Annotated in this window: 17 protein-coding genes; 5 read left to right on the plus strand and 12 right to left on the minus strand. The window is 71.8% G+C overall.

Translation table 11 applies throughout. The features are described from left to right. Positions 1 to 17 precede the first annotated feature (17 nt). Positions 18 to 1,463: a PLP-dependent aminotransferase family protein gene (locus AB0958_RS17150; protein WP_366891234.1), complete on the minus strand. Its 1,446-nt coding sequence runs from the start codon at positions 1,461 to 1,463 to the stop codon at positions 18 to 20. Between AB0958_RS17150 and AB0958_RS17155 the strand changes: the two genes are divergently transcribed. Continuing rightward, complete coding sequence (locus tag AB0958_RS17155; protein ID WP_366891235.1) at positions 1,462 to 2,415, plus strand: DMT family transporter; 954 nt, start codon at positions 1,462 to 1,464, stop codon at positions 2,413 to 2,415. The two genes, AB0958_RS17150 and AB0958_RS17155, sit on opposite strands and share 2 nt — an antisense overlap. Before the next feature lie 13 nt (positions 2,416 to 2,428). Further along, on the plus strand, positions 2,429 to 2,623 hold the full coding sequence (locus AB0958_RS17160; protein WP_366891236.1) for a DUF1918 domain-containing protein: 195 nt from the start codon (positions 2,429 to 2,431) through the stop codon (positions 2,621 to 2,623). A gap of 49 nt (positions 2,624 to 2,672) precedes the next feature. Here the strand turns inward: AB0958_RS17160 and AB0958_RS17165 are convergent, their stop codons facing one another. Further along, a complete protein-coding gene (locus AB0958_RS17165; protein ID WP_366891237.1) occupies positions 2,673 to 3,902 on the minus strand; it encodes a family 10 glycosylhydrolase in 1,230 nt (409 codons plus the stop codon). Between the two features lie 170 nt (positions 3,903 to 4,072). Here AB0958_RS17165 and AB0958_RS17170 point away from each other — a divergent pair, with 170 nt between their 5' ends. Together AB0958_RS17170 and AB0958_RS17175 are read left to right on the plus strand one after the other, a co-directional pair. Beyond that, entirely contained in the window at positions 4,073 to 4,933 is an 861-nt protein-coding gene (locus tag AB0958_RS17170) for a 3-hydroxybutyryl-CoA dehydrogenase (RefSeq protein ID WP_366891238.1), read from the plus strand. A 208-nt stretch (positions 4,934 to 5,141) separates the two neighbouring features. Further along, positions 5,142 to 5,399, plus strand: coding sequence for a hypothetical protein (locus AB0958_RS17175; protein WP_366891239.1), 258 nt, complete (start codon positions 5,142 to 5,144; stop codon positions 5,397 to 5,399). A 1-nt stretch (position 5,400) separates the two neighbouring features. Here AB0958_RS17175 and AB0958_RS17180 read toward each other — a convergent pair whose 3' ends face one another. From AB0958_RS17180 to infC, 10 genes are all read right to left on the minus strand, one after another. Then, positions 5,401 to 5,940: an NUDIX hydrolase gene (locus AB0958_RS17180; RefSeq protein ID WP_366891240.1), complete on the minus strand. Its 540-nt coding sequence runs from the start codon at positions 5,938 to 5,940 to the stop codon at positions 5,401 to 5,403. A gap of 67 nt (positions 5,941 to 6,007) precedes the next feature. Next, a complete protein-coding gene (locus tag AB0958_RS17185; RefSeq protein ID WP_366891241.1) occupies positions 6,008 to 7,348 on the minus strand; it encodes a transcriptional regulator in 1,341 nt (446 codons plus the stop codon). A 307-nt stretch (positions 7,349 to 7,655) separates the two neighbouring features. Beyond that, the gene (locus tag AB0958_RS17190; protein ID WP_366891242.1) at positions 7,656 to 8,744 is read right to left on the minus strand and encodes a PP2C family protein-serine/threonine phosphatase; all 1,089 of its coding nucleotides are present in this window, start codon (positions 8,742 to 8,744) and stop codon (positions 7,656 to 7,658) included. Positions 8,745 to 8,907: 163 nt separating this feature from the next. Continuing rightward, the gene (pheT, locus tag AB0958_RS17195; RefSeq protein WP_366891243.1) at positions 8,908 to 11,457 is read right to left on the minus strand and encodes a phenylalanine--tRNA ligase subunit beta; all 2,550 of its coding nucleotides are present in this window, start codon (positions 11,455 to 11,457) and stop codon (positions 8,908 to 8,910) included. Next, complete coding sequence (gene pheS, locus AB0958_RS17200) at positions 11,457 to 12,602, minus strand: phenylalanine--tRNA ligase subunit alpha (RefSeq protein WP_366891244.1); 1,146 nt, start codon at positions 12,600 to 12,602, stop codon at positions 11,457 to 11,459. Before pheS ends, pheT begins: the two co-directional genes overlap by 1 nt. A gap of 135 nt (positions 12,603 to 12,737) precedes the next feature. Beyond that, positions 12,738 to 13,874 carry an ATP-binding protein gene (locus AB0958_RS17205; RefSeq protein WP_366891245.1) on the minus strand — a complete coding sequence of 379 codons (1,137 nt, stop codon included), beginning with the start codon at positions 13,872 to 13,874 and terminating at the stop codon, positions 12,738 to 12,740. 54 nt (positions 13,875 to 13,928) lie between these two features. After that, entirely contained in the window at positions 13,929 to 14,783 is an 855-nt protein-coding gene (locus tag AB0958_RS17210) for an RNA methyltransferase (RefSeq protein WP_366891252.1), read from the minus strand. Between the two features lie 176 nt (positions 14,784 to 14,959). Then, a complete protein-coding gene (rplT, locus tag AB0958_RS17215) occupies positions 14,960 to 15,343 on the minus strand; it encodes a 50S ribosomal protein L20 (RefSeq protein WP_132889174.1) in 384 nt (127 codons plus the stop codon). A gap of 100 nt (positions 15,344 to 15,443) precedes the next feature. After that, positions 15,444 to 15,638: a 50S ribosomal protein L35 gene (gene rpmI, locus AB0958_RS17220; RefSeq protein WP_046726698.1), complete on the minus strand. Its 195-nt coding sequence runs from the start codon at positions 15,636 to 15,638 to the stop codon at positions 15,444 to 15,446. 137 nt (positions 15,639 to 15,775) lie between these two features. Then, positions 15,776 to 16,438 (minus strand): translation initiation factor IF-3, encoded by a 663-nt coding sequence (gene infC / locus AB0958_RS17225; RefSeq protein ID WP_366891253.1) that lies wholly within the window; start codon positions 16,436 to 16,438, stop codon positions 15,776 to 15,778. A 400-nt stretch (positions 16,439 to 16,838) separates the two neighbouring features. Here infC and AB0958_RS17230 point away from each other — a divergent pair, with 400 nt between their 5' ends. Then, positions 16,839 to 17,213: a DUF1844 domain-containing protein gene (locus AB0958_RS17230; protein ID WP_366891246.1), complete on the plus strand. Its 375-nt coding sequence runs from the start codon at positions 16,839 to 16,841 to the stop codon at positions 17,211 to 17,213. Positions 17,214 to 17,332: the final 119 nt, after the last annotated feature.

Consider the following 17,332-nt stretch of genomic DNA (forward strand, 5'->3'; position numbering starts at 1 on the left):
CGGATTTCCGGGTCCGGTCAGGGTCCGGGGCGCAGCACCTCGTCGCAGGCGGCGCGCAGCCGCCGTACCCCTTCGGTCAGCTCGCCCGTCCCGGCGACCGCCGCGAAGCTCAGCCGGACGTGGGCGGCGGGGGGTTCGGCGCTGAAGTAGGGGCGGCCGGGGGTGATGGCGACGCCCGCGCGAAGGGCGGCGCCGGTCAGGGTCGTGTCGTCGACGCCCTCGGGCAGCCGCAGCCAGAGGTGGTAGCCGCCGGACGGGATGTGCGGGAGGGCGAGTTCGGGGAGGTGCTGGGCGACGGCGCCGGTGAGCGTGGACCGGCGGGTCTTCAGCTCGGCCGACAGGGCGCGCAGATGGCGGGGCCAGGCCGGGGAGCCGACGAGTTCGAGGGCGGCCTCCTGGAGCGGCCGGGGCACGAAGAAGGTGTCGACGATCTGGATGGCGCGCAGGCGTTCGAGGACCGGGCCGCGGGCGGCCAGGGCGGCCACCCGGAAGCTGGGGGACGTCGCCTTCGTCAGCGAGCCCACGTGGACGACCACCCCGTCCGGGTCGTCGGCCGCGAGCGGGCGGGGCAGCGGACCCGCGTCCGCGTGCACGAGCCGTCGTACGAAGTCGTCCTCGACGACGAACGCGCCGGCCGCGCGGGCGATGCGCAGCACCTCGGCGCGGCGGTCGGGGGCGAGGACGGCGCCGGTCGGGTTCTGGAAGAGGGGCTGGCAGACGAAGACCCGGGCGCCGGTGGCACGGAAGGCGTCGGTGAGCAGTTCCGGCTTCACGCCGTCGGGGTCGACCGGGACGGGGACCGGGCGCAGGCCGGTGGCGCGGGCGATGGCGAGCATGCCGGGGTAGGTGGGCGACTCGACGAGGACGGGGGCGCCGGGCGGGGCGAGGGCGCGCAGGGCGGTGGCGAGCGCGGACTGACCGCCGGCCGCGATCAGCACCTCGGCGGCGGTGACGGCGCCGCCGATGTCGCGGGCGAACCACTCGCGCAGCTCGGGCAGCCCGTCGAGCGGCGGCCGGCCCCAGGCGCCGGGACGTCGGCCGGCCCTGGCGAGGGCCGCCGCCATGGCGCGCTCGGGCTCCAGGGAGGCGTGCAGGTAGCCGCCGCTGAGTTCCAGGACGCCGGGCGGCGGGGCGGCCAGGCAGACGGTGACCCCGGAGGCGTCCACCGTGCGCGGGACCACGTCGAGGGCGCCCTCGGCGCTGAGCGCGACCTCCTGCCAGGAGGTGTCGCCGACGGGCTCGGCCGTGGCGCGCGGCCGGGCCTTGAAGGCACCGGCGCCGGGCCGGGTGACGACCAGCCCCTCCGCGACCAGCTGGGCCAACGCCCGCGAGACGGTCACCGGGCTCACCCTGAACCGCTCGACGAGCGCCCGGCTCGACGGGAGCTTCCCACCTGGTGAGTAGCGGTCGAGATCCCGTCGGAGCCGTTCCGCCAGCTCCACCACGCTGCTACGCTCATGCATGAGAGCACAGAGTAGCGCTACCGAGCCGACTTCGATAGCGGTCAGCGGTCCTTCGGCAGGTCCCTCGGCAGGTCCCGCGACCACCGCTCCCGCCTCCCACCGGCTGGGCACCGTGCAGGCCGCCCTCGGTGTCGTCGCCTTCTCCCTCACCTTCCCCGCCACCGCCTGGGGCCTGGAGGGCTTCGGCCCCTGGGCCCTGGTCGCGGTGCGCAGCGTGCTCGCGGCGGTCATGGCGGGCTCCTGCCTGCTGTTCCTGCGGGTACGGCTCCCCGAACGCCGGCACCGGGCGGGGCTGGCCGTGGTCGCGGCCGGCGTCGTGCTGGGCTTCCCGATGCTGACCACGCTCGCCCTGGAGACCTCCACCACCTCGCACGCGGCGGTCGTGGTGGGCCTGCTCCCGCTGACCACCGCCCTCTTCTCGGCCCTGCGCACGGGCGTCCGCCCCTCCCGCACCTTCTGGGCGGCGGCACTGGCGGGCGCCGCGGCCGTGCTGGCGTTCACGGTCGCCCAGAGCGGCGGGGCGCTCACGACCGCCGACGGTTACCTCTTCGGGGCGCTGGTGGTGTGCGCGGCCGGTTACACCGAGGGCGGCCGGCTGGCCCGGGTCATGCCGGGCTGGCAGGTCATCGGCTGGGCGCTGGTGCTCTGTCTGCCGCTGACCGTGCCGGCCGCGGCGGTCGCGCTGTCGTACGAGCCGGTCGTCTGGAGCGTGCACGCAATCGCCGGTGTGCTGTGGGTGGCGGCGGGTTCGCAGTTCCTCGGTCTGATGGTCTGGTACCGGGGCATGGCGACCATCGGGATCCCGAAGGCCAGCCAGTTGCAGTTGGCCCAGCCCCTGCTCACACTGGTGTGGTCGGTGCTGCTGCTGGGCGAGCACCTCACCGTGGCCGCTCCACTCACGGCCGCCGCAGTGCTCGTGTGCATCGCCGTCACCCAACGATCGCGATCGTGAGGAGGCCCTGGAGATGCGTGCATCCGAGGGCGACCAGCTTGTCCAGCACGGCAGGGTGGTCGGACAGCACGACCAGGTCTCGACCGTCGTCAAGGTGCTGGGACCGGAGGGCAACCCGCCCTACCGGGTCCGCTTCGAGGACGGCCACGAGGCCATCATGTCCCCCGGCCCCGACTGCCAGGTCAGGCACCAGGAGACCCGTCACTAGTTCTAGGCCCGTGCGGGGCCGGTGTCGAGGCCCGCGCGGGGTCCGGTGGTCAGCCCGGTGGGTTCGCCGGCTGCTGGTAGTGGTCGGCGACCACCCGGGACAGGGCCCCGATCCGGTCCGCGGCCACGTCCTGGGCCGCGAAGTACACGTGCCCGCCGACCTGTGGGTACCGGTCGGCCAGGGTGAGGTGCCGGGACAGCTCGGCCGGGTCCTGCCAGGCCGAGGCCGCGCCGGCGGCACCCGCCTGGTAGAGCGCCTCGCCGATGTACAGCCGGGTCCCGGACCCCTCGGCCACGCCCGCCCACCAGTCGACGATCTCGGCGTAGTCGGCTGCGGCGTTCCCGATCGGCCAGTACGCCTGCGGGACGATGTAGTCGATCCAGTTCTTCCGCACCCACGTCCGGGTGTCCGCGTACAGGTCGTCGTACGTCTCGACGCCCGCCCGGGTGTCCGAGCCGCGGGAGTCGGTGGCGGCGTTGCGCCACACCGCGAACGGGCTGATCCCGAACCGGGTGCCGGGTCGCAGCTTCCTGATCCCGGCGGCGGTCTCGGTCACCAGCTTGTCGATGTTGTTCCGTCGCCAGTCCGCCCGGGAGGAGAAGTCGCCGCCGTGGGTGTCGTAGGCCTCGTCGTCGTCGAAGGTCTGGCCGGCCACCGGGTACGGGTAGAAGTAGTCGTCGAAGTGGACCGCGTCCACGGGGTACCTGGCGACCGCGTCCAGGATCGCCTGCTCCACGAAGGCGCGGACGGCCGGGAGCCCGGGGTTGTAGTAGAGCTTGCCGCCGTAGGGCACCACCCAGTCCGGGTGCTTGCGCGCCGGGTGCGAGGGGACCAGCCTGCCCGGGTCGGTGTGGTTGGCGATCCGGTACGGGTTGAACCAGGCGTGCAGGTGCAGACCCCGGGCATGCGCCTCCTCGACGGCCACACCCAGCGGGTCCCAGCCGGGGTCCCTGCCCTGGGTGCCGGTGAGGTACTGCGACCAGGGCTCGTACGGCGAGGGCCAGAAGGCGTCCGCGGTCGGCCTCACCTGCACCATCACGGTGTTGAGCCGGTGCTGGACCGCCTTGTCGAGAAGGGCGGTCAGCTCCTGGCGCTGGTCCCCGGCCGTGAGGCCGGCCCGGGAGGGCCAGTCGCGGTTGGAGACGGTCGCCAGCCACATGCCGCGCATCTCGGTGGCCGCCCGGCGGGGACGTCCCGCGCCGGCCGCCGCGCCCGGTGCCCCCGTCGTGAGCGTGGCCAGCGCCGCCAACGCGAACGCCCTGCGGGACACTCGTGCCATCGTGAGACCTTCCGACGCTGCGGATCCGCGCGATCACGGATCGCTTCCGCGCACAGGATGCCCCCACCCGGACGATCGATCATCGATACTTACGGGTAACGTGCACGAACGGAGCAGGCACCGGATCCGGAGGTCCTGCCGGCCGGCCGAAGATCAGCGAAAGGGACGATGTGACCGACATCGAGAAGGTCGGAGTCGTGGGCTGCGGCCAGATGGGAGCGGGCATCGCCGAGGTGTGCGCCCGCGCGGGTCTGGACGTGCGGGTCGCCGAGACCACCGGCGAGGCCCTGGAGATCGGCCGGACCCGGCTGTACAACTCCCTGGCCAAGGCCGCCGAGCGCGGCAAGATCAGCGAGGAGGAGCGGGACGCCACCCTGGCCCGGCTGAGCTTCACCACTGACCTCGGCGAGTTCGCCGACCGTGACCTGGTGATCGAGGCCGTCGTGGAGAACGAGCAGGTGAAGACGGAGATCTTCCAGGTGCTCGACCAGGTGGTGACCCGCCCGGACGCGATCCTCGCCTCCAACACCTCCTCGATCCCGCTGGTCAAGCTGGCGGTCGCGACCTCCCGCCCCGACCATGTGATCGGCATCCACTTCTTCAACCCGGCGCCGGTGCAGCAGCTGGTCGAGCTGATCCCCGCCCTCACCACCTCCGAGGGCACCCTCAGCCGCGCCCAGATGTTCGCCGAGAAGGTGCTGGGCAAGCACGCGATCCGCGCCCAGGACCGCTCCGGGTTCGTGGTCAACGCGCTGCTGGTGCCGTACCTGCTCTCCGCCATCCGGATGTTCGAGTCCGGCATCGCGGGCCGCGAGGACATCGACAACGGCATGGAGATGGGCTGCGCCCACCCGATGGGCCCGCTGCGGCTGTCCGACCTGATCGGCCTGGACACCATCGTGTCCATCGCGAACAGCATGTACGCCGAGTACAAGGAGCCGCTGTACGCCGCTCCCCCGCTGCTCCAGCGCATGGTCGAGGCGGGGCGGCTGGGGCGGAAGACCGGGTCGGGCTTCTACACGTACGGCTGAGCACGCCCCGTCGGTCACAGCGAGCGACGCTTCACGGGCCCGGCACCTCCTTCGGTGCCGGGCCCGTGCGTTTCACACACCGTGTGCACCCCGGGCACGCATATGCCCTTCGCACACTCTCCCCACGCGCTCACCAGGCGAGTTCACTCTTCATGCGCATGCAAAGGGATGCGGAACAACGACTTCGACTACGCAAGGGAGTGGACCCGTGACCACCGAACCAGAGCATCCCGTGGTCCAAGGAGAACTCGCAGAGTTACGTCGCCGCCTCGATGTGGCCTACGCGCAGGTCGAGGGAGGACTGAACCTGCTCAGCCACCGCACCAAGGAGACGGCCAAGGAACTGGACGACCTGAACGCCCGCCTGTCCTCGCTGGAACACGCCCGCTGGCCGTTGCCCTCCCTCGCCGCGCTCACCGCGCTGGGCGCCCTGGTCGTCACGGTCTGGCAGGCGCTGGCCCGCTGACCTACCGGTCGTCGGCGAACCTCATGTGATGCAACAGGAGTAACGCGGCCGCCATGTTGGCGGCCGGGACCTCCCCACGGGCGATCAGGTCCGGGACGAGCTTGAGGGAGACCCACTCCCGGCGGTCCGACTCGAAGTCGTCCACGGGGTGTCCGACGTACTCGCCCTCGTCGGACCAGTAGATGTGGTGCCGGGCGTCGGTGAGGCCGTTGGACGGCTCCACGGTCATGAGGTGGTGCAGGGTTCCCGGCCGCCAGCCGGTCTCCTCCTCCAGTTCCCTGGCGGCCGCGACGGCGATGTCCTCGCCGTCCTCCACGACTCCCGCCGCGAGTTCCCAGCCCCAGCTGTCGGTGATGAAGCGGTGGCGCCACAGGAGCAGGACCTCGCCCGCCTCGTTGATCACCGTCGCCACGGCCACCGGCCGCAGCCGTATCAGGAAGTGGTCGAGGTGCCGGCCGTCCGGCAGCTCGACATCTGCGAGATTGACGCTGAACCAGCGGTTTTCATACACAGTTTGTTCGTTCTGTTTCGCCCACTGCATGGTTCTGCCACCTTCCGCCGAGTAAGTGGCAATATCGCAGCAGGGGCTCCTCCGGCCTACAGCACGTCTAGAGCGGTACGCGCAGTGCGCCGTCGATGAGTTCGGCGGCCTCGGCGGTTCCGGCGCCGCCGCTGCGCACCAGGTGCTCGCGTACCGCGCGCAGTCTGTCGCGCAGCCTCTGGGACTCCATCCCGCGGGCCTGCTCGGCCATCAGCACGGCCGTGGCCACCGCGTTGTCGGCGTTTCCCTGGCGCAGTTCGATGGTGCTCAGCATGGCGAGCCGGTGCACCCGCCCCCGGTCGTGGGCCGGGTTGTCGACGGCGGCCGCCGCGTGCTCCCGGGCGGCGGCGAGTTCGCCGAGGCTGAGCAGCGCCTCGGCCACCTGTACGTTGACCAGGCCCGGCTGGACATAGCCGGTCTCGTCGGGTTCGTGGCCCCGCCGGATGCGATCGGCGGCCGTCTCGGCCAGCCGGATGCAGGACAGCGCGCTCGTGCCGTCGCCGAGGTGGGCGTACGCCTTGGCCTGCATCGCGTAGAGGTCGGAGGCGAGGGCGGGGGTGATGTGCTTGCCCGCGGCGCGCAGCGCGGCCTCCGCGAAGGCGACGGCCTGCCGGAACTCCCGCATGAACAGGGACTGGTTGACGAGCAGCGCGATGACGTACGCGCCGAGCCCCCGGTCTCCACTGGCCTTGGCCAGGCGCAGGGCCTGGTGGAAGTAGCGCTGGGCGAGACCGTGGGCGTCGGAGTCGTACGCGCAGATACCGGCGATGGCCACCAACCCGCCGGTCGCCCGGTGCAGTTGGCGTCCGGTGGCGTCCGTGTAGCTGCCGCGCAGCAGCGGGGCCGCCTCGGCGTTGAGGAAACCGACGATCCGGGTGCGGGTCGCCATTCCGCCGGCCTTGCGGTACATCTGCTCGTAGTGGGCGCGGGCCGCGCGCAGCATCTCCAGGTCCGCGTGGGTCACCCGGTGCCGTCCGCCGCGCGAGACGTCCACGTCCTCCGGGGGGTTCTCCCACTCCCACACCGGCATCACGGCGGGTGTGCCGGTGACCGCGGGGGCGCCGAGTATGTGCGGGCGCTGCTGCTCGTCGGAGCGCCACAGGGCGGTGGCCCGTTCGACGAAGCCGGAGAGCGAGGTGGCGTGCGGGGCGCTGGGTTCCCCGGAGACGCCGAGGCCGATGTCGTCGAGGGTGACCGGGCGGTGCAGGCGGCCGGCGAGCACCTCGCAGATCAGGTCGGGCACCTGCCCCCTGGGCCGCTGCCCCTTCAGCCATCGGGCGACGGCGGTGTGTTCGTAGCGTAGCGAGAGTCCACGGGCCCGGCCCGCCTGGTTGACGTGGGCGGCGAGACCGGCGTGCGAGATCCCCGCCTCGTCCAGGATCGCGTCGAGCAGTGAGTTGGGCTGCATGGATGCCCCCCGGGTGGCCTGGTGCCGTCAGCGTAGTGGGTGCGGGTTCACACGGGGTGTGAACCGAGTGCGCGCATCCGCAGCGTGCGCGCGCTGTCGCGGAGAGTGTCGGTCCGGTTGACTGGACTGCCTCGCAAGAGGCCGGCCCGGCCACCGGCTCCCCCTCGAACAACGCGGTGGCCCGGCCGTCGGCTCGGGCGACGAACAGGGCCCTTCTGATGGATCTCCGTGGGAGAAGGAGCGGCGTTCGGTGCGTGCGATCGGCGTGCGGGGCGTCGCGACGCCGCGGAAATCCATCAGAAGGGCCCTAGCGAAGGGGCCGCTGAAGGCAGTCATCGCCCCGCGCCCCTGAAGGTGCGCGGTGCTGCGTGCGTCCGTTGCGGAGCACCAGGAGGGCGATGTCGTCGGTCGGGCGGCCGTTCGTGTGGTGCAGCACGGCCGTGAAGACCGTGCGCAGGACGGCTTGGGGGGAGACCGGGTGGTCCCGTACCGCTTTCGCGAGTGCCTCCGGCAGGGAGAAGAAACGGCCCCTCGCGTCGCGCGCGTCCTCCGCGCCGTCCGTGTACAGGACCAGGGACTCGTCGGGGAGCAGACGACCGCAGGACGGGGCGGTCAGGTCCGCCGGGAGCGGGAAGGGACCGAGCGGCGGGAGCGGATCGGCCGACGACACGGGCGCCACGCGCGTGCCGCTCAGCACGTACGGCCACGGATGACCGCAGTTGATCGCCCGTACCTCGCCGTCTCCCGCGATCTCCAGGAGCAGCAGGGTGACGAACTCCTCGGCGACCGGGTGGTCCGGGTCGAGGCCGCTGGAGGGGTGTTCCGTCCTGGCCCGTTCGCGCAGGTGCCTGGCGAGGGCGCGGTCCAGGCGGCCCAGGACCCGGCCCAGTTCGGGTTCGTCGTGGGCGGCCTCGCGGAAGCTGCCGAGGACGGCCGCGGCCGTGGCGACGGCGGCCAGTCCGTGTCCGCGGACGTCGCCCATCACGACCCGTACGCCGTGTTCGGTGGCGACGGCCTCGTAGAGATCGCCGCCGATGCTCGCGCCGCGGTCGGCGGAGAGCTGGGCGGCGGCCACGTGCAGCCCGGCGAGGCGCGGTGGCAGCGGCCGCAGCAGCACGCTCTGCGCGGCACCGGCGACCTTGCGGGCCTGCCTCAGCTCCCTGAGGAGGGTCCGGCGGACATGGAGTATCAGCCCGGTGCCGACCGCGAAGAACACCGCGCTGGTGACGATCCGGGCGCCGAGCGCGGTCTGCGCGGCCAGCGGGCACCCGAACCGGTAGCCGACCGCGACGGCACCCCATGCCGTGGGCAACGCCAGGGCGAGGGCACGGCGCCTGGGCCGTGAGTGCGTCCGGGGCCGCCTGCTGCGGGGAACCCCAGCCTTGATGCGGATCATGCCGATGGCCCCCATGTAGGCCCTGACAGACAGAATCGGACCGACCCCGAGAGGCCGGTCCGATTCTGTCGACGGCATGCCCACGAAGGGCCATGTCCCAGGTGGATCTCACTCAAATGAGTGAGCCCTCACCGGAGACCCGCATATATGCAGACAGCGGGGCCTAGCCGCGCAGCACCGCCCCGGTGCGCTCCCCGGCGAGGGCGACCGCCGCATCCCGCGCAGCCGACGCCTCGTCCACGGTCAGCGTGCGGTCGGGCGCCCGGAAGCGCAGCGCGTACGCCAGCGACTTCTTCCCGTCGCCGAGCTGCTCGTCGTTGACGTACACGTCGAACAGCCGGATCGCCTCCAGGAGTTCACCCGCGCCCTCGCGCAGCGCCGCCTCGACCTCCGCCGCCGGTACCGGCTTGTCGACCACGAGGGCGACGTCCTGCGTGGCCACCGGGAACGTCGAGATGCTCGGCGCCTGCGGGGTGCCGTCGCCGGCCTGCTCGACCGCGTCCAGGTCCAGCTCCATCGCGCAGGTGCGGGCCGGCAGCCCCAGCGCCTTCACGACCCGCGGGTGCAGCTCACCGGCGTGGCCCACGACCCGCTCGGCACCGTCGGCGACGACCGCCAGCTCGGCGCACCGGCCGGGATGCCACGGCCCGTACTGGCCGGCCCGCACGATCAGCTCGGCCCCGGCCTCACGCGCCACCGCGCGCCCCGCCTCGACCGCGTCGGCCCAGTCGGCCGGACGGCCCTTGCCCCACCAGCCGGCCTGCTCGCGGGCGCCCGCGAGGACGACGGCGACATGGCGCGGCTGCTCGGGCAGCACGGCGTTCAGCGCGGCGATCTCCGCGTCGGTCGGACGGCGGTCGACCGGGAGGTGCCCGGCGCCGCCCTGCTCCTCGCGGGGCAGGAAGACCAGGCCGGTCTCGAACAGCGCCAGGTCGTGCGCCCCGCGCCCGTCGTTGCGCCGGAGCGCGCCGAGCAGGCCCGGCAGCAGCGACGTACGGAGCGCGGGCTCCTCGTCGTTGAGCGGGTTGGTGAGCTTGACGACGCGGCGGGCCGGGTCGTCGGCGGCCAGGCCGAGCTGGTCGAAGACGCCCTCGCCGACGAACGGGTAGTTCAGTGCCTCGACGAAGCCGGCCCCGGCGAGCGCGCGGCCCACCCGGCGGTGCAGCCGCTGCCGGGCGGTCAGGCCCCGGCCGGACGACGGCCTGGGCAGCGTGGAGGGCAGGTTCTCGTAGCCCTCCAGCCGGATGACCTCTTCGGCCAGGTCGTTCTGCTCGTACAGGTCCGGCCGCCAGGACGGCACGGTGACGATCAGCTCGTCCTGCCCGTAGACGTCGCAGCCGACCTCCTGGAGACGGCGGACGACGGTCTCCCGGCCGTACGCGACACCCGCGACCTTGTCGGGGTGGTCCGCCGCGAGGGTGATGGTGTGCGGCGCCGACGGCGCGATGACCTCGGTGACCCCGGCCTCGGCGGTGCCGCCGGCGAGCAGCACCAGCAGGTCGACGGTGCGCTGCGCGGCGGCGGCCGCGGCCTGCGGGTCGACACCGCGCTCGAAGCGGCGGGAGGCCTCGGAGGACAGCTTGTGCCGACGGGCGGTGCGGGCGATCGCGACCGCGTCGAAGTGGGCCGCCTCGATCACCACGTCGGTGGTGGAGTCGGCCCCGTTCTCGGCGGCATCGTGGTCGGCGATCTCGGTGTCGGCGCCGCCCATGACGCCCGCGAGGCCGATGGGCCCGCGGTCGTCGGTGATGACCAGGTCCTCGGCGTACAGCTTCCGCTCCACACCGTCGAGGGTGACGATCTTCTCGCCCTCGGCCGCGCGGCGGACGCCGATGGCGCCCTGGACCAGGTTGCGGTCGTAGGCGTGCAGCGGCTGGCCGAGCTCCATCATCACGTAGTTGGTGACGTCGACGGCGAGGGAGATCGGGCGCATGCCGACCTTCTGCAGGCGGCGCTGGAGCCAGATCGGGGAGCGGGCCTCGGGGCTCAGACCGCTGACGGTGCGCGCGGTGAAGCGGTCGCAGCCGAACGGGTCCGAGACCTGGACCGGGTAGCCGAAGGCGTTCGGTCCCGGCACGTCGAGCAGGGCCGGGTCGCGCAGCGGCAGACCGTAGGCGATGGCGGTCTCGCGGGCCACGCCGCGGATGGACAGGCAGTCGCCGCGGTTGGCGGTGACGGCGATGTCCAGGACCTCGTCGACCAGTTCGAGCAGCTCGATGGCGTCCTTGCCGACCTCGGTCTCCGGCGGCAGCACGATGATGCCGTGGGCGCCTCCCCCAGACTCCGTCCGGGGGGACCCCCAGTCGCCCATGCCCAGCTCGTCGCTGGAGCAGATCATGCCGTGGGAGGTCCTGCCGTAGGTCTTGCGGGCGCTGATGGAGAAGCCGCCGGGGAGCACGGCCCCGGGCAGGACGACGACGACCTTGTCGCCGACGGCGAAGTTGCGGGCGCCGCAGACGATCTCCTGCGGTTCACCGGTGCCGTTGGCGGAGCCGACGTCGACGGTGCAGAAGCGGATGGGCTTCTTGAACCCCTCCAGCTCCTCGATGGTCAGCACCTGGCCGACGACCAGGGGGCCCTTGAGGCCGTCGCCGAGCTGCTCGACGGTCTCCACCTCGAGGCCTGCCGAAATGAGCTTGGCCTGGACGTCACGCCCGGTCTGAGTCGCCGGCAGGTCGACGTACTCCCGCAGCCAAGAAAGCGGGACCCGCATCAGATCTCCATCCCGAACGGCCGGGTGAACCGGACGTCACCCTCGACCATGTCTCGCATGTCCTCGACGTTGTGGCGGAACATCAGCATCCGCTCGATGCCGAACCCGAAGGCGAAGCCGCTGTACCTCTCCGGGTCGACGCCGCAGGCGGTGAGCACCCGCGGGTTGACCATGCCGCAGCCGCCCAGCTCGATCCAGCCCTCGGAGGAGCAGGTACGGCAGGGGCGGTCGGGGTTGCCGACGGACTCGCCCTTGCAGACGTAGCAGAGCATGTCCATCTCGGCGGACGGCTCGGTGAAGGGGAAGAAGTTCGGCCGCAGCCGGGTCTTCATGCCCTCGCCGAAGAGGGACTGGACCATGTGGTCCAGGGTGCCCTTGAGGTCCGCCATGGTCAGGCCCTCGTCCACGGCGAGCAGCTCGACCTGGTGGAAGACCGGGGTGTGGGTGGCGTCCAGCTCGTCGGTGCGGTAGACCCGGCCCGGGCAGATCACGTAGACCGGCAGCTCACGGTCGAGCAGCGAGCGGATCTGCACCGGTGAGGTGTGGGTGCGCAGCACGACACCGGACTCGGTGCCGCCCGAGCCGGCGGCGGAGCCGCCGGTGGACGAGGTCCGCACGAAGAAGGTGTCGGCCTCGCCGCGCGCCGGGTGGTCCGGGCCGATGTTCAGGGCGTCGAAGTTGAACCACTCGGCCTCGACCTGGGGGCCCTCGGCGACCTCGTAGCCCATGGCCACGAAGATGTCCTCGATGCGCTCCGAGAGCGTGGTCAGCGGGTGCCGGGCGCCGGCCGGGACGCGGTCGTGGGGCAGGGTGACGTCCACCGCCTCCTCGACGAGCACCCGGGTGTCGCGCTCGGCCTCCAGCTCCTCCTGACGGCCGGCGAGGGCCTTGTTCACCGCGCCACGGGCCTGGCCGACCAGCTTGCCGGCGGCGGCCTTGGCGTGCGGGGGCAGGGCGCCGATCTCGCGGTTGGCGAGGGCCAGCGGGGAGGTGCCCCCGGTGTGGGCGACCTTGGCCTCCTGGAGCGCGTCGAGGGAGTCCGCGGCGGCGAAGGCGGCGAGCGCCTCGTCCCGCATGCGCTCGATCTCTTCCGGTTTCAACGCCTCGACCTCTACAGGGTCGTACGACTTGTTCGGTGCCGACATCTCTTCCCGTGCTTCCGATTACTGGCGGATGGTCCCCGTGACCGTCGGTGGCCGTGTGCAGGACACAAAGGTGCCAAAGGCCGAGTCTAACGGGGTGGAGGTGTACGGATGCGCCCGCGGGCCGCCCGGCCGATCTCAGGTGAGATACGCCGGCGCGCTCACGGGCAACGTAAATCGGAACTCGGCGCCGCCGCTCGGGGCGCGTCCGACGGTGATGGTGCCCCCGTGGGCTTCCACGATGCCCTTGACGATGTACAGGCCCAGGCCGGTGCCACCGCGCTTGCTGCCCCGCCAGAAGCGGGTGAAGACGCGGTTCATGGACTCCTCCGGGATGCCTGGACCCTCGTCGCCCACCGTGACCGACGTACCGGCGTCCTCCCCTTCACGCGGGGACGCCGAGGGCGTGATGTCGATGGTGACAGTTCCCTCGCCGTGGCGCACGGCGTTTTCGATGAGGTTGCTGAGGACCTGGTCGATCTTGTCGGGGTCGGCCCAGAGGGCGGGCAACGGCTGCTCGATCCGCAGCAGGAACCGGTCGGCGGGCTGCCCGGCGGCCACGTACGCCTGGATGTGCCGTCCGACGGCCGCGCCCATGTCCACCGGCTGCCGGCGCACTTCGAGCCGCCCGCTGTCGATCCGCGAGATGTCCAGCAGCTCGGCGATGAGGCGGGTGACCCGGTCGGCGTCCGCGTCCACCGTCTCCAGCATCAGCCGTTTCTGGTCGTCGGTGAACCGTTCCCATTTGGCGAGCAGGGTGGCCGTGAACCCCTTGACGGAGGTGAGCGGCGAGCGCAGTTCGTGGGCGACGGTGGCGATCAGCTCGGCGTGGCTGCGTTCGGTGCGGCGCCGGGCCTCGGTGTCCCGCAGCGAGACGACGACCCGGCGCACGGGGCCGGCCGGCTCGGCGCGCACGTAGCGGGCCGACACCATCACCTCCCGGCCGCCGGGCAGCAGCAGGTTGCGCTCGGGCTGGCCGGCCCGGATGGCGAGGCCGCCGTAGGGGTCGGTGAGCTGCCACCAGCGCCTGCCCTCCAGGTCCTCCAACGGCAGGGCCTTCTCCAGGCCCAGGCCGAGGGCGTCGGCGGGTGCGGTGGCGGTGATGCGGGCGGCGGCGGCGTTGAAGCAGACGACGATGCCGTGCTCGTCGGCGATCACCAGGCCGTCGGGCAGTTCGTCGGGGTCGATGCCGAGCCCGGTGAGGTCGCCGTGCCGGGGTGCGGGTCCGCGGCCGGTACCCCGGCCACCCGGCGCGTCGCTGGTGCCGACACTCATCCCCTCACTCCACCTCTCAGACGGCGCAGCAGGCCCCCTGGGCTGGTCACCCTACTAGCCCCTGGTGACGGAACGGCACCCTCCGGGGGCACGCTGTGCACGGGCCGATGCGTAGAGACATACGGCGGCGGCGGTGGCGAGGTTCAGGCTCTCGGCCTTTCCGTGGATCGGGACGCGCACGACGGCGTCGGCGAGCGCCCGGGTCTCCTCCGGGAGGCCCCACGCCTCGTTGCCGAAGACCCACGCGGTCGGGCCGCCCATGGTCCCCTTGTCGAGTTCGTCGTCGAGGTCGTCGGTGCCCGCGCCGTCGGCCGCGAGGATCCGCACCCCGATGTCCCTGAGCCCGGCCACGGCCTGCTCGACGGGGACGCCGACGGCGACCGGCAGGTGGAAGTGCGAGCCGACGGAGGCGCGCACGGCCTTGGGGTTGTAGAGGTCGACGGACGCGTCGGTGAGGACGACGGCCTCGGCACCGGCCGCGTCGGCGCACCGCAGCACGGTCCCGGCGTTGCCCGGGTCGCGGACGTGGGCGAGGACGGCGACGAGCCGGGGGCGGGCGGCGAGGACCTCCTCGAAGGGGGTGTCGAGAAACCGGCAGATCCCGACGAGGCCCTGGGGCGTCACGGTGGTGGAGATGTCGGCGACGACGTCCTCGGAGGCGAGGTGGATCCGGGCGCCGACCGTCCTGGCCTTGCCCACGATGTCGGCGTACCGCTCGGCGGCCTCGACGGTCGCGAACAGCTCCACGAGCGTCGGTGCGTCCCCGACCCGGTGTCCGGCCGCCTCCCGGACGGCCTGCGGCCCCTCGGCGAGAAACAGCCGGTCCTTCCCGCGGAAGTTTCGCTTCGCGAGCCGCCGGGCGGCGGAGACCCGCGCGGAACGCGGGGAGATCAGCTCGGGGGTGGCCATCGTGTCGGTCACTTTCAAGGAAACGCGGCGGAGAAGCGCCCCTTCGGGGGCGCGGGGAACTGCGCGACCAGCCCCCACAAGCCCGCAGCCGGACGAATGCCGTGGGCCAACAGCAGGACCCGCAAGCTTTTCAGCCTGCGGGTCCTTGAGTCACGTCGGCCGAAGCCAGCGCAGCGTCACGCCGCCTTGGGGGCGTTGACGTCCGACGGCAGCGCCTTCTGCGCCACCTCGACGAGCGCGGCGAACGCGTTCGTGTCGTTGACCGCGAGCTCGGCCAGGATCTTGCGGTCGACCTCGACGTTCGCGGCCTTCAGACCCTGGATGAAGCGGTTGTAGGTGATGCCGTTGGCGCGGGCAGCGGCGTTGATGCGCTGGATCCACAGCTGACGGAAGTCGCCCTTGCGCTTCTTGCGGTCGTTGTAGTTGTAGACCAGCGAGTGGGTGACCTGCTCCTTGGCCTTGCGGTACAGGCGCGAACGCTGACCGCGGTAGCCGGAGGCCTGCTCGAGGATCGCCCGGCGCTTCTTGTGGGCGTTGACTGCCCGCTTGACGCGTGCCACTTGTTAACTCCTTGTAGCGGGGCCGCGGTTGGACTCACGCGGCCCGGAAACGACTGGGTCCCGGTTGTACTGACTCAGGGCGCGGCGAGGCGCCCTCGTGTCACTTGCCGAGAAGCTTCTTGATCTTCGCGGTGTCACCCGGGGCCATCTCGGCGTTGCCGGTCAGGCGACGCGTCACGCGGGACGACTTGTGCTCGAGCAGGTGGCGCTTGCCGGCGCGCTCACGCAGCACCTTGCCGGAGCCGGTGACCTTGAAGCGCTTGCTGGCACCGCTGTGCGTCTTGTTCTTCGGCATAGCGCCGTTATCTCCTCGTCGGTGGCGCTCCGGTGCCCGGTCGCGAAAACCGGGCACGGTGGAACGTCGCTCTTGTATCGGTTACATCCTGGGACGCTCGCCCCCGGCTGCTGCCCTGGGGCGGGTGTACCCCGGGATCACGCCTCGGCGTGCTCCTCGGCGGGCGCCTCGACCTCGACGTCGGCCTCAGCCTCGGCCTCGGCGGGGTTCTGCGACCGACCGGGGTTGGCCTTCGCATCCGCCTTGCGGGCTTCCTGCGCCTGCCGGGCCTCGGCCATCGCCTCGGTCTTCTTCTTGTGCGGACCGAGAACCATGATCATGTTCCGGCCGTCCTGCTTCGGGTTCGACTCCACGAAACCGAGGTCCTGGACGTCCTCCGCGAGCCGCTGGAGCAGTCGGTAGCCCAGCTCGGGCCGGGACTGCTCGCGACCACGGAACATGATCGTGATCTTGACCTTGTCGCCCTGCTTGAGGAACCGGACGACGTGACCCTTTTTGGTGTCGTAGTCGTGCGGGTCGATCTTCGGCCGGAGCTTCATTTCCTTGATGACCGTGTGCGCCTGGTTCTTGCGCGCCTCACGGGCCTTCATGGCCGACTCGTACTTGAACTTGCCGTAGTCCATGAGCTTGCAGACCGGCGGGCGTGCGCTCGCAGCCACCTCGACGAGGTCGAGGTCGTACTCCTGGGCAAGCTCCAGGGCCTTGGCAAGCGGAACAATCCCGACCTGCTCGCCGCTGGGACCGACAAGTCGCACTTCGGGAACGCGAATCCGGTCGTTGATGCGGGGCTCGGTGCTGATGGATCCTCCTCGGTAGCACCACGCGACGGTCTGGCGGACAGCCGCGTAACGTCTGTGTCGTAAGACCTAACCGCACCGAAGCACAAAAAATGCCCCGGACGATCACAGGCGGGACTCCTCGAACTACCGGAGACACCGCCGCGAGGATCGCGGGGCGCGCTATCGGACGGAACGCCGTCGCCGTGAAACGGCGAAGGGACCGTCTGACCGGTGACCCGCCGCCCTGGGGGTGGTCGGGTGGGAGTTCGAAGCCTCCACTTGTGGGCCGGGTCAGCTATCCGTATGGCATACCTGTCCGGCCGGTCGTCACACCAGGCTAGCAGCCAATCGGAGAGACGGCCAATTGGGGCGAGGCGGGCCCTGGTGAGCGCGGTGCGTGGCTGCGCCTATCGTGTGGGGCATGAGTGAGACGCCCCTTTCCGGCCCCGGCTCCGCCGAGCAGCCCGACTTCGACGAGATGACCCGCGACATCGCCGAGGTCCCCGCGGTCGAGGTGATCGTGACGGTCGCCGTCAACCTGATGAGCGCGGCCGCGGTGAAGCTCGGTCTGACCGAGGAGGGCGACAAGTACAAGGACCTCGACGAGGCCCGCAAGCTGGTCACCGCGCTGGCCGGACTGCTCGACGCCTCCGCGACCGAGGTCAGCTCCTTCCACGCGGCCCCGCTGCGGGACGGCCTGAAGTCGCTCCAGCTGGCTTTCCGCGAGGCCTCGATCGTCCCCGACGAGCCGGGCCAGGGCCCCGGCGAGAAGTACACCGGCCCGGTCTACGGCTAGGGCCCTTCTGATGGATCTCCGTGGGAGAAGGAGCGGCGTTCGGTGCGTGCGATCGGCGTGCGCCACCCCGTGCGTCGAGCGTGCGTGCCGGGCGTCGCGACGCCGCGGAGATCCATCAG

The organism is Streptomyces sp. NPDC006655 (assembly GCF_040703965.1).
Lineage (GTDB): Bacteria > Actinomycetota > Actinomycetes > Streptomycetales > Streptomycetaceae > Streptomyces.

What these genes read in the sequence shown, in the direction of transcription:
- AB0958_RS17155 (WP_366891235.1), top strand. Translation starts at nt 1,462, where the DNA reads ATGAGAGCACAGAGTAGCGCTACCGAGCCGACTTCGATAGCGGTCAGC.
- AB0958_RS17150 (WP_366891234.1), bottom strand. Translation starts at nt 1,463, where the DNA reads ATGCATGAGCGTAGCAGCGTGGTGGAGCTGGCGGAACGGCTCCGACGG.
- AB0958_RS17160 (WP_366891236.1), top strand. Translation starts at nt 2,429, where the DNA reads ATGCGTGCATCCGAGGGCGACCAGCTTGTCCAGCACGGCAGGGTGGTC.
- AB0958_RS17165 (WP_366891237.1), bottom strand. Translation starts at nt 3,902, where the DNA reads ATGGCACGAGTGTCCCGCAGGGCGTTCGCGTTGGCGGCGCTGGCCACG.
- AB0958_RS17180 (WP_366891240.1), bottom strand. Translation starts at nt 5,940, where the DNA reads ATGCAGTGGGCGAAACAGAACGAACAAACTGTGTATGAAAACCGCTGG.
- AB0958_RS17185 (WP_366891241.1), bottom strand. Translation starts at nt 7,348, where the DNA reads ATGCAGCCCAACTCACTGCTCGACGCGATCCTGGACGAGGCGGGGATC.
- AB0958_RS17190 (WP_366891242.1), bottom strand. Translation starts at nt 8,744, where the DNA reads ATGATCCGCATCAAGGCTGGGGTTCCCCGCAGCAGGCGGCCCCGGACG.
- pheT (WP_366891243.1), bottom strand. Translation starts at nt 11,457, where the DNA reads ATGCGGGTCCCGCTTTCTTGGCTGCGGGAGTACGTCGACCTGCCGGCG.
- pheS (WP_366891244.1), bottom strand. Translation starts at nt 12,602, where the DNA reads ATGTCGGCACCGAACAAGTCGTACGACCCTGTAGAGGTCGAGGCGTTG.
- AB0958_RS17205 (WP_366891245.1), bottom strand. Translation starts at nt 13,874, where the DNA reads ATGAGTGTCGGCACCAGCGACGCGCCGGGTGGCCGGGGTACCGGCCGC.
- AB0958_RS17210 (WP_366891252.1), bottom strand. Translation starts at nt 14,783, where the DNA reads ATGGCCACCCCCGAGCTGATCTCCCCGCGTTCCGCGCGGGTCTCCGCC.
- rpmI (WP_046726698.1), bottom strand. Translation starts at nt 15,638, where the DNA reads ATGCCGAAGAACAAGACGCACAGCGGTGCCAGCAAGCGCTTCAAGGTC.
- AB0958_RS17230 (WP_366891246.1), top strand. Translation starts at nt 16,839, where the DNA reads ATGAGTGAGACGCCCCTTTCCGGCCCCGGCTCCGCCGAGCAGCCCGAC.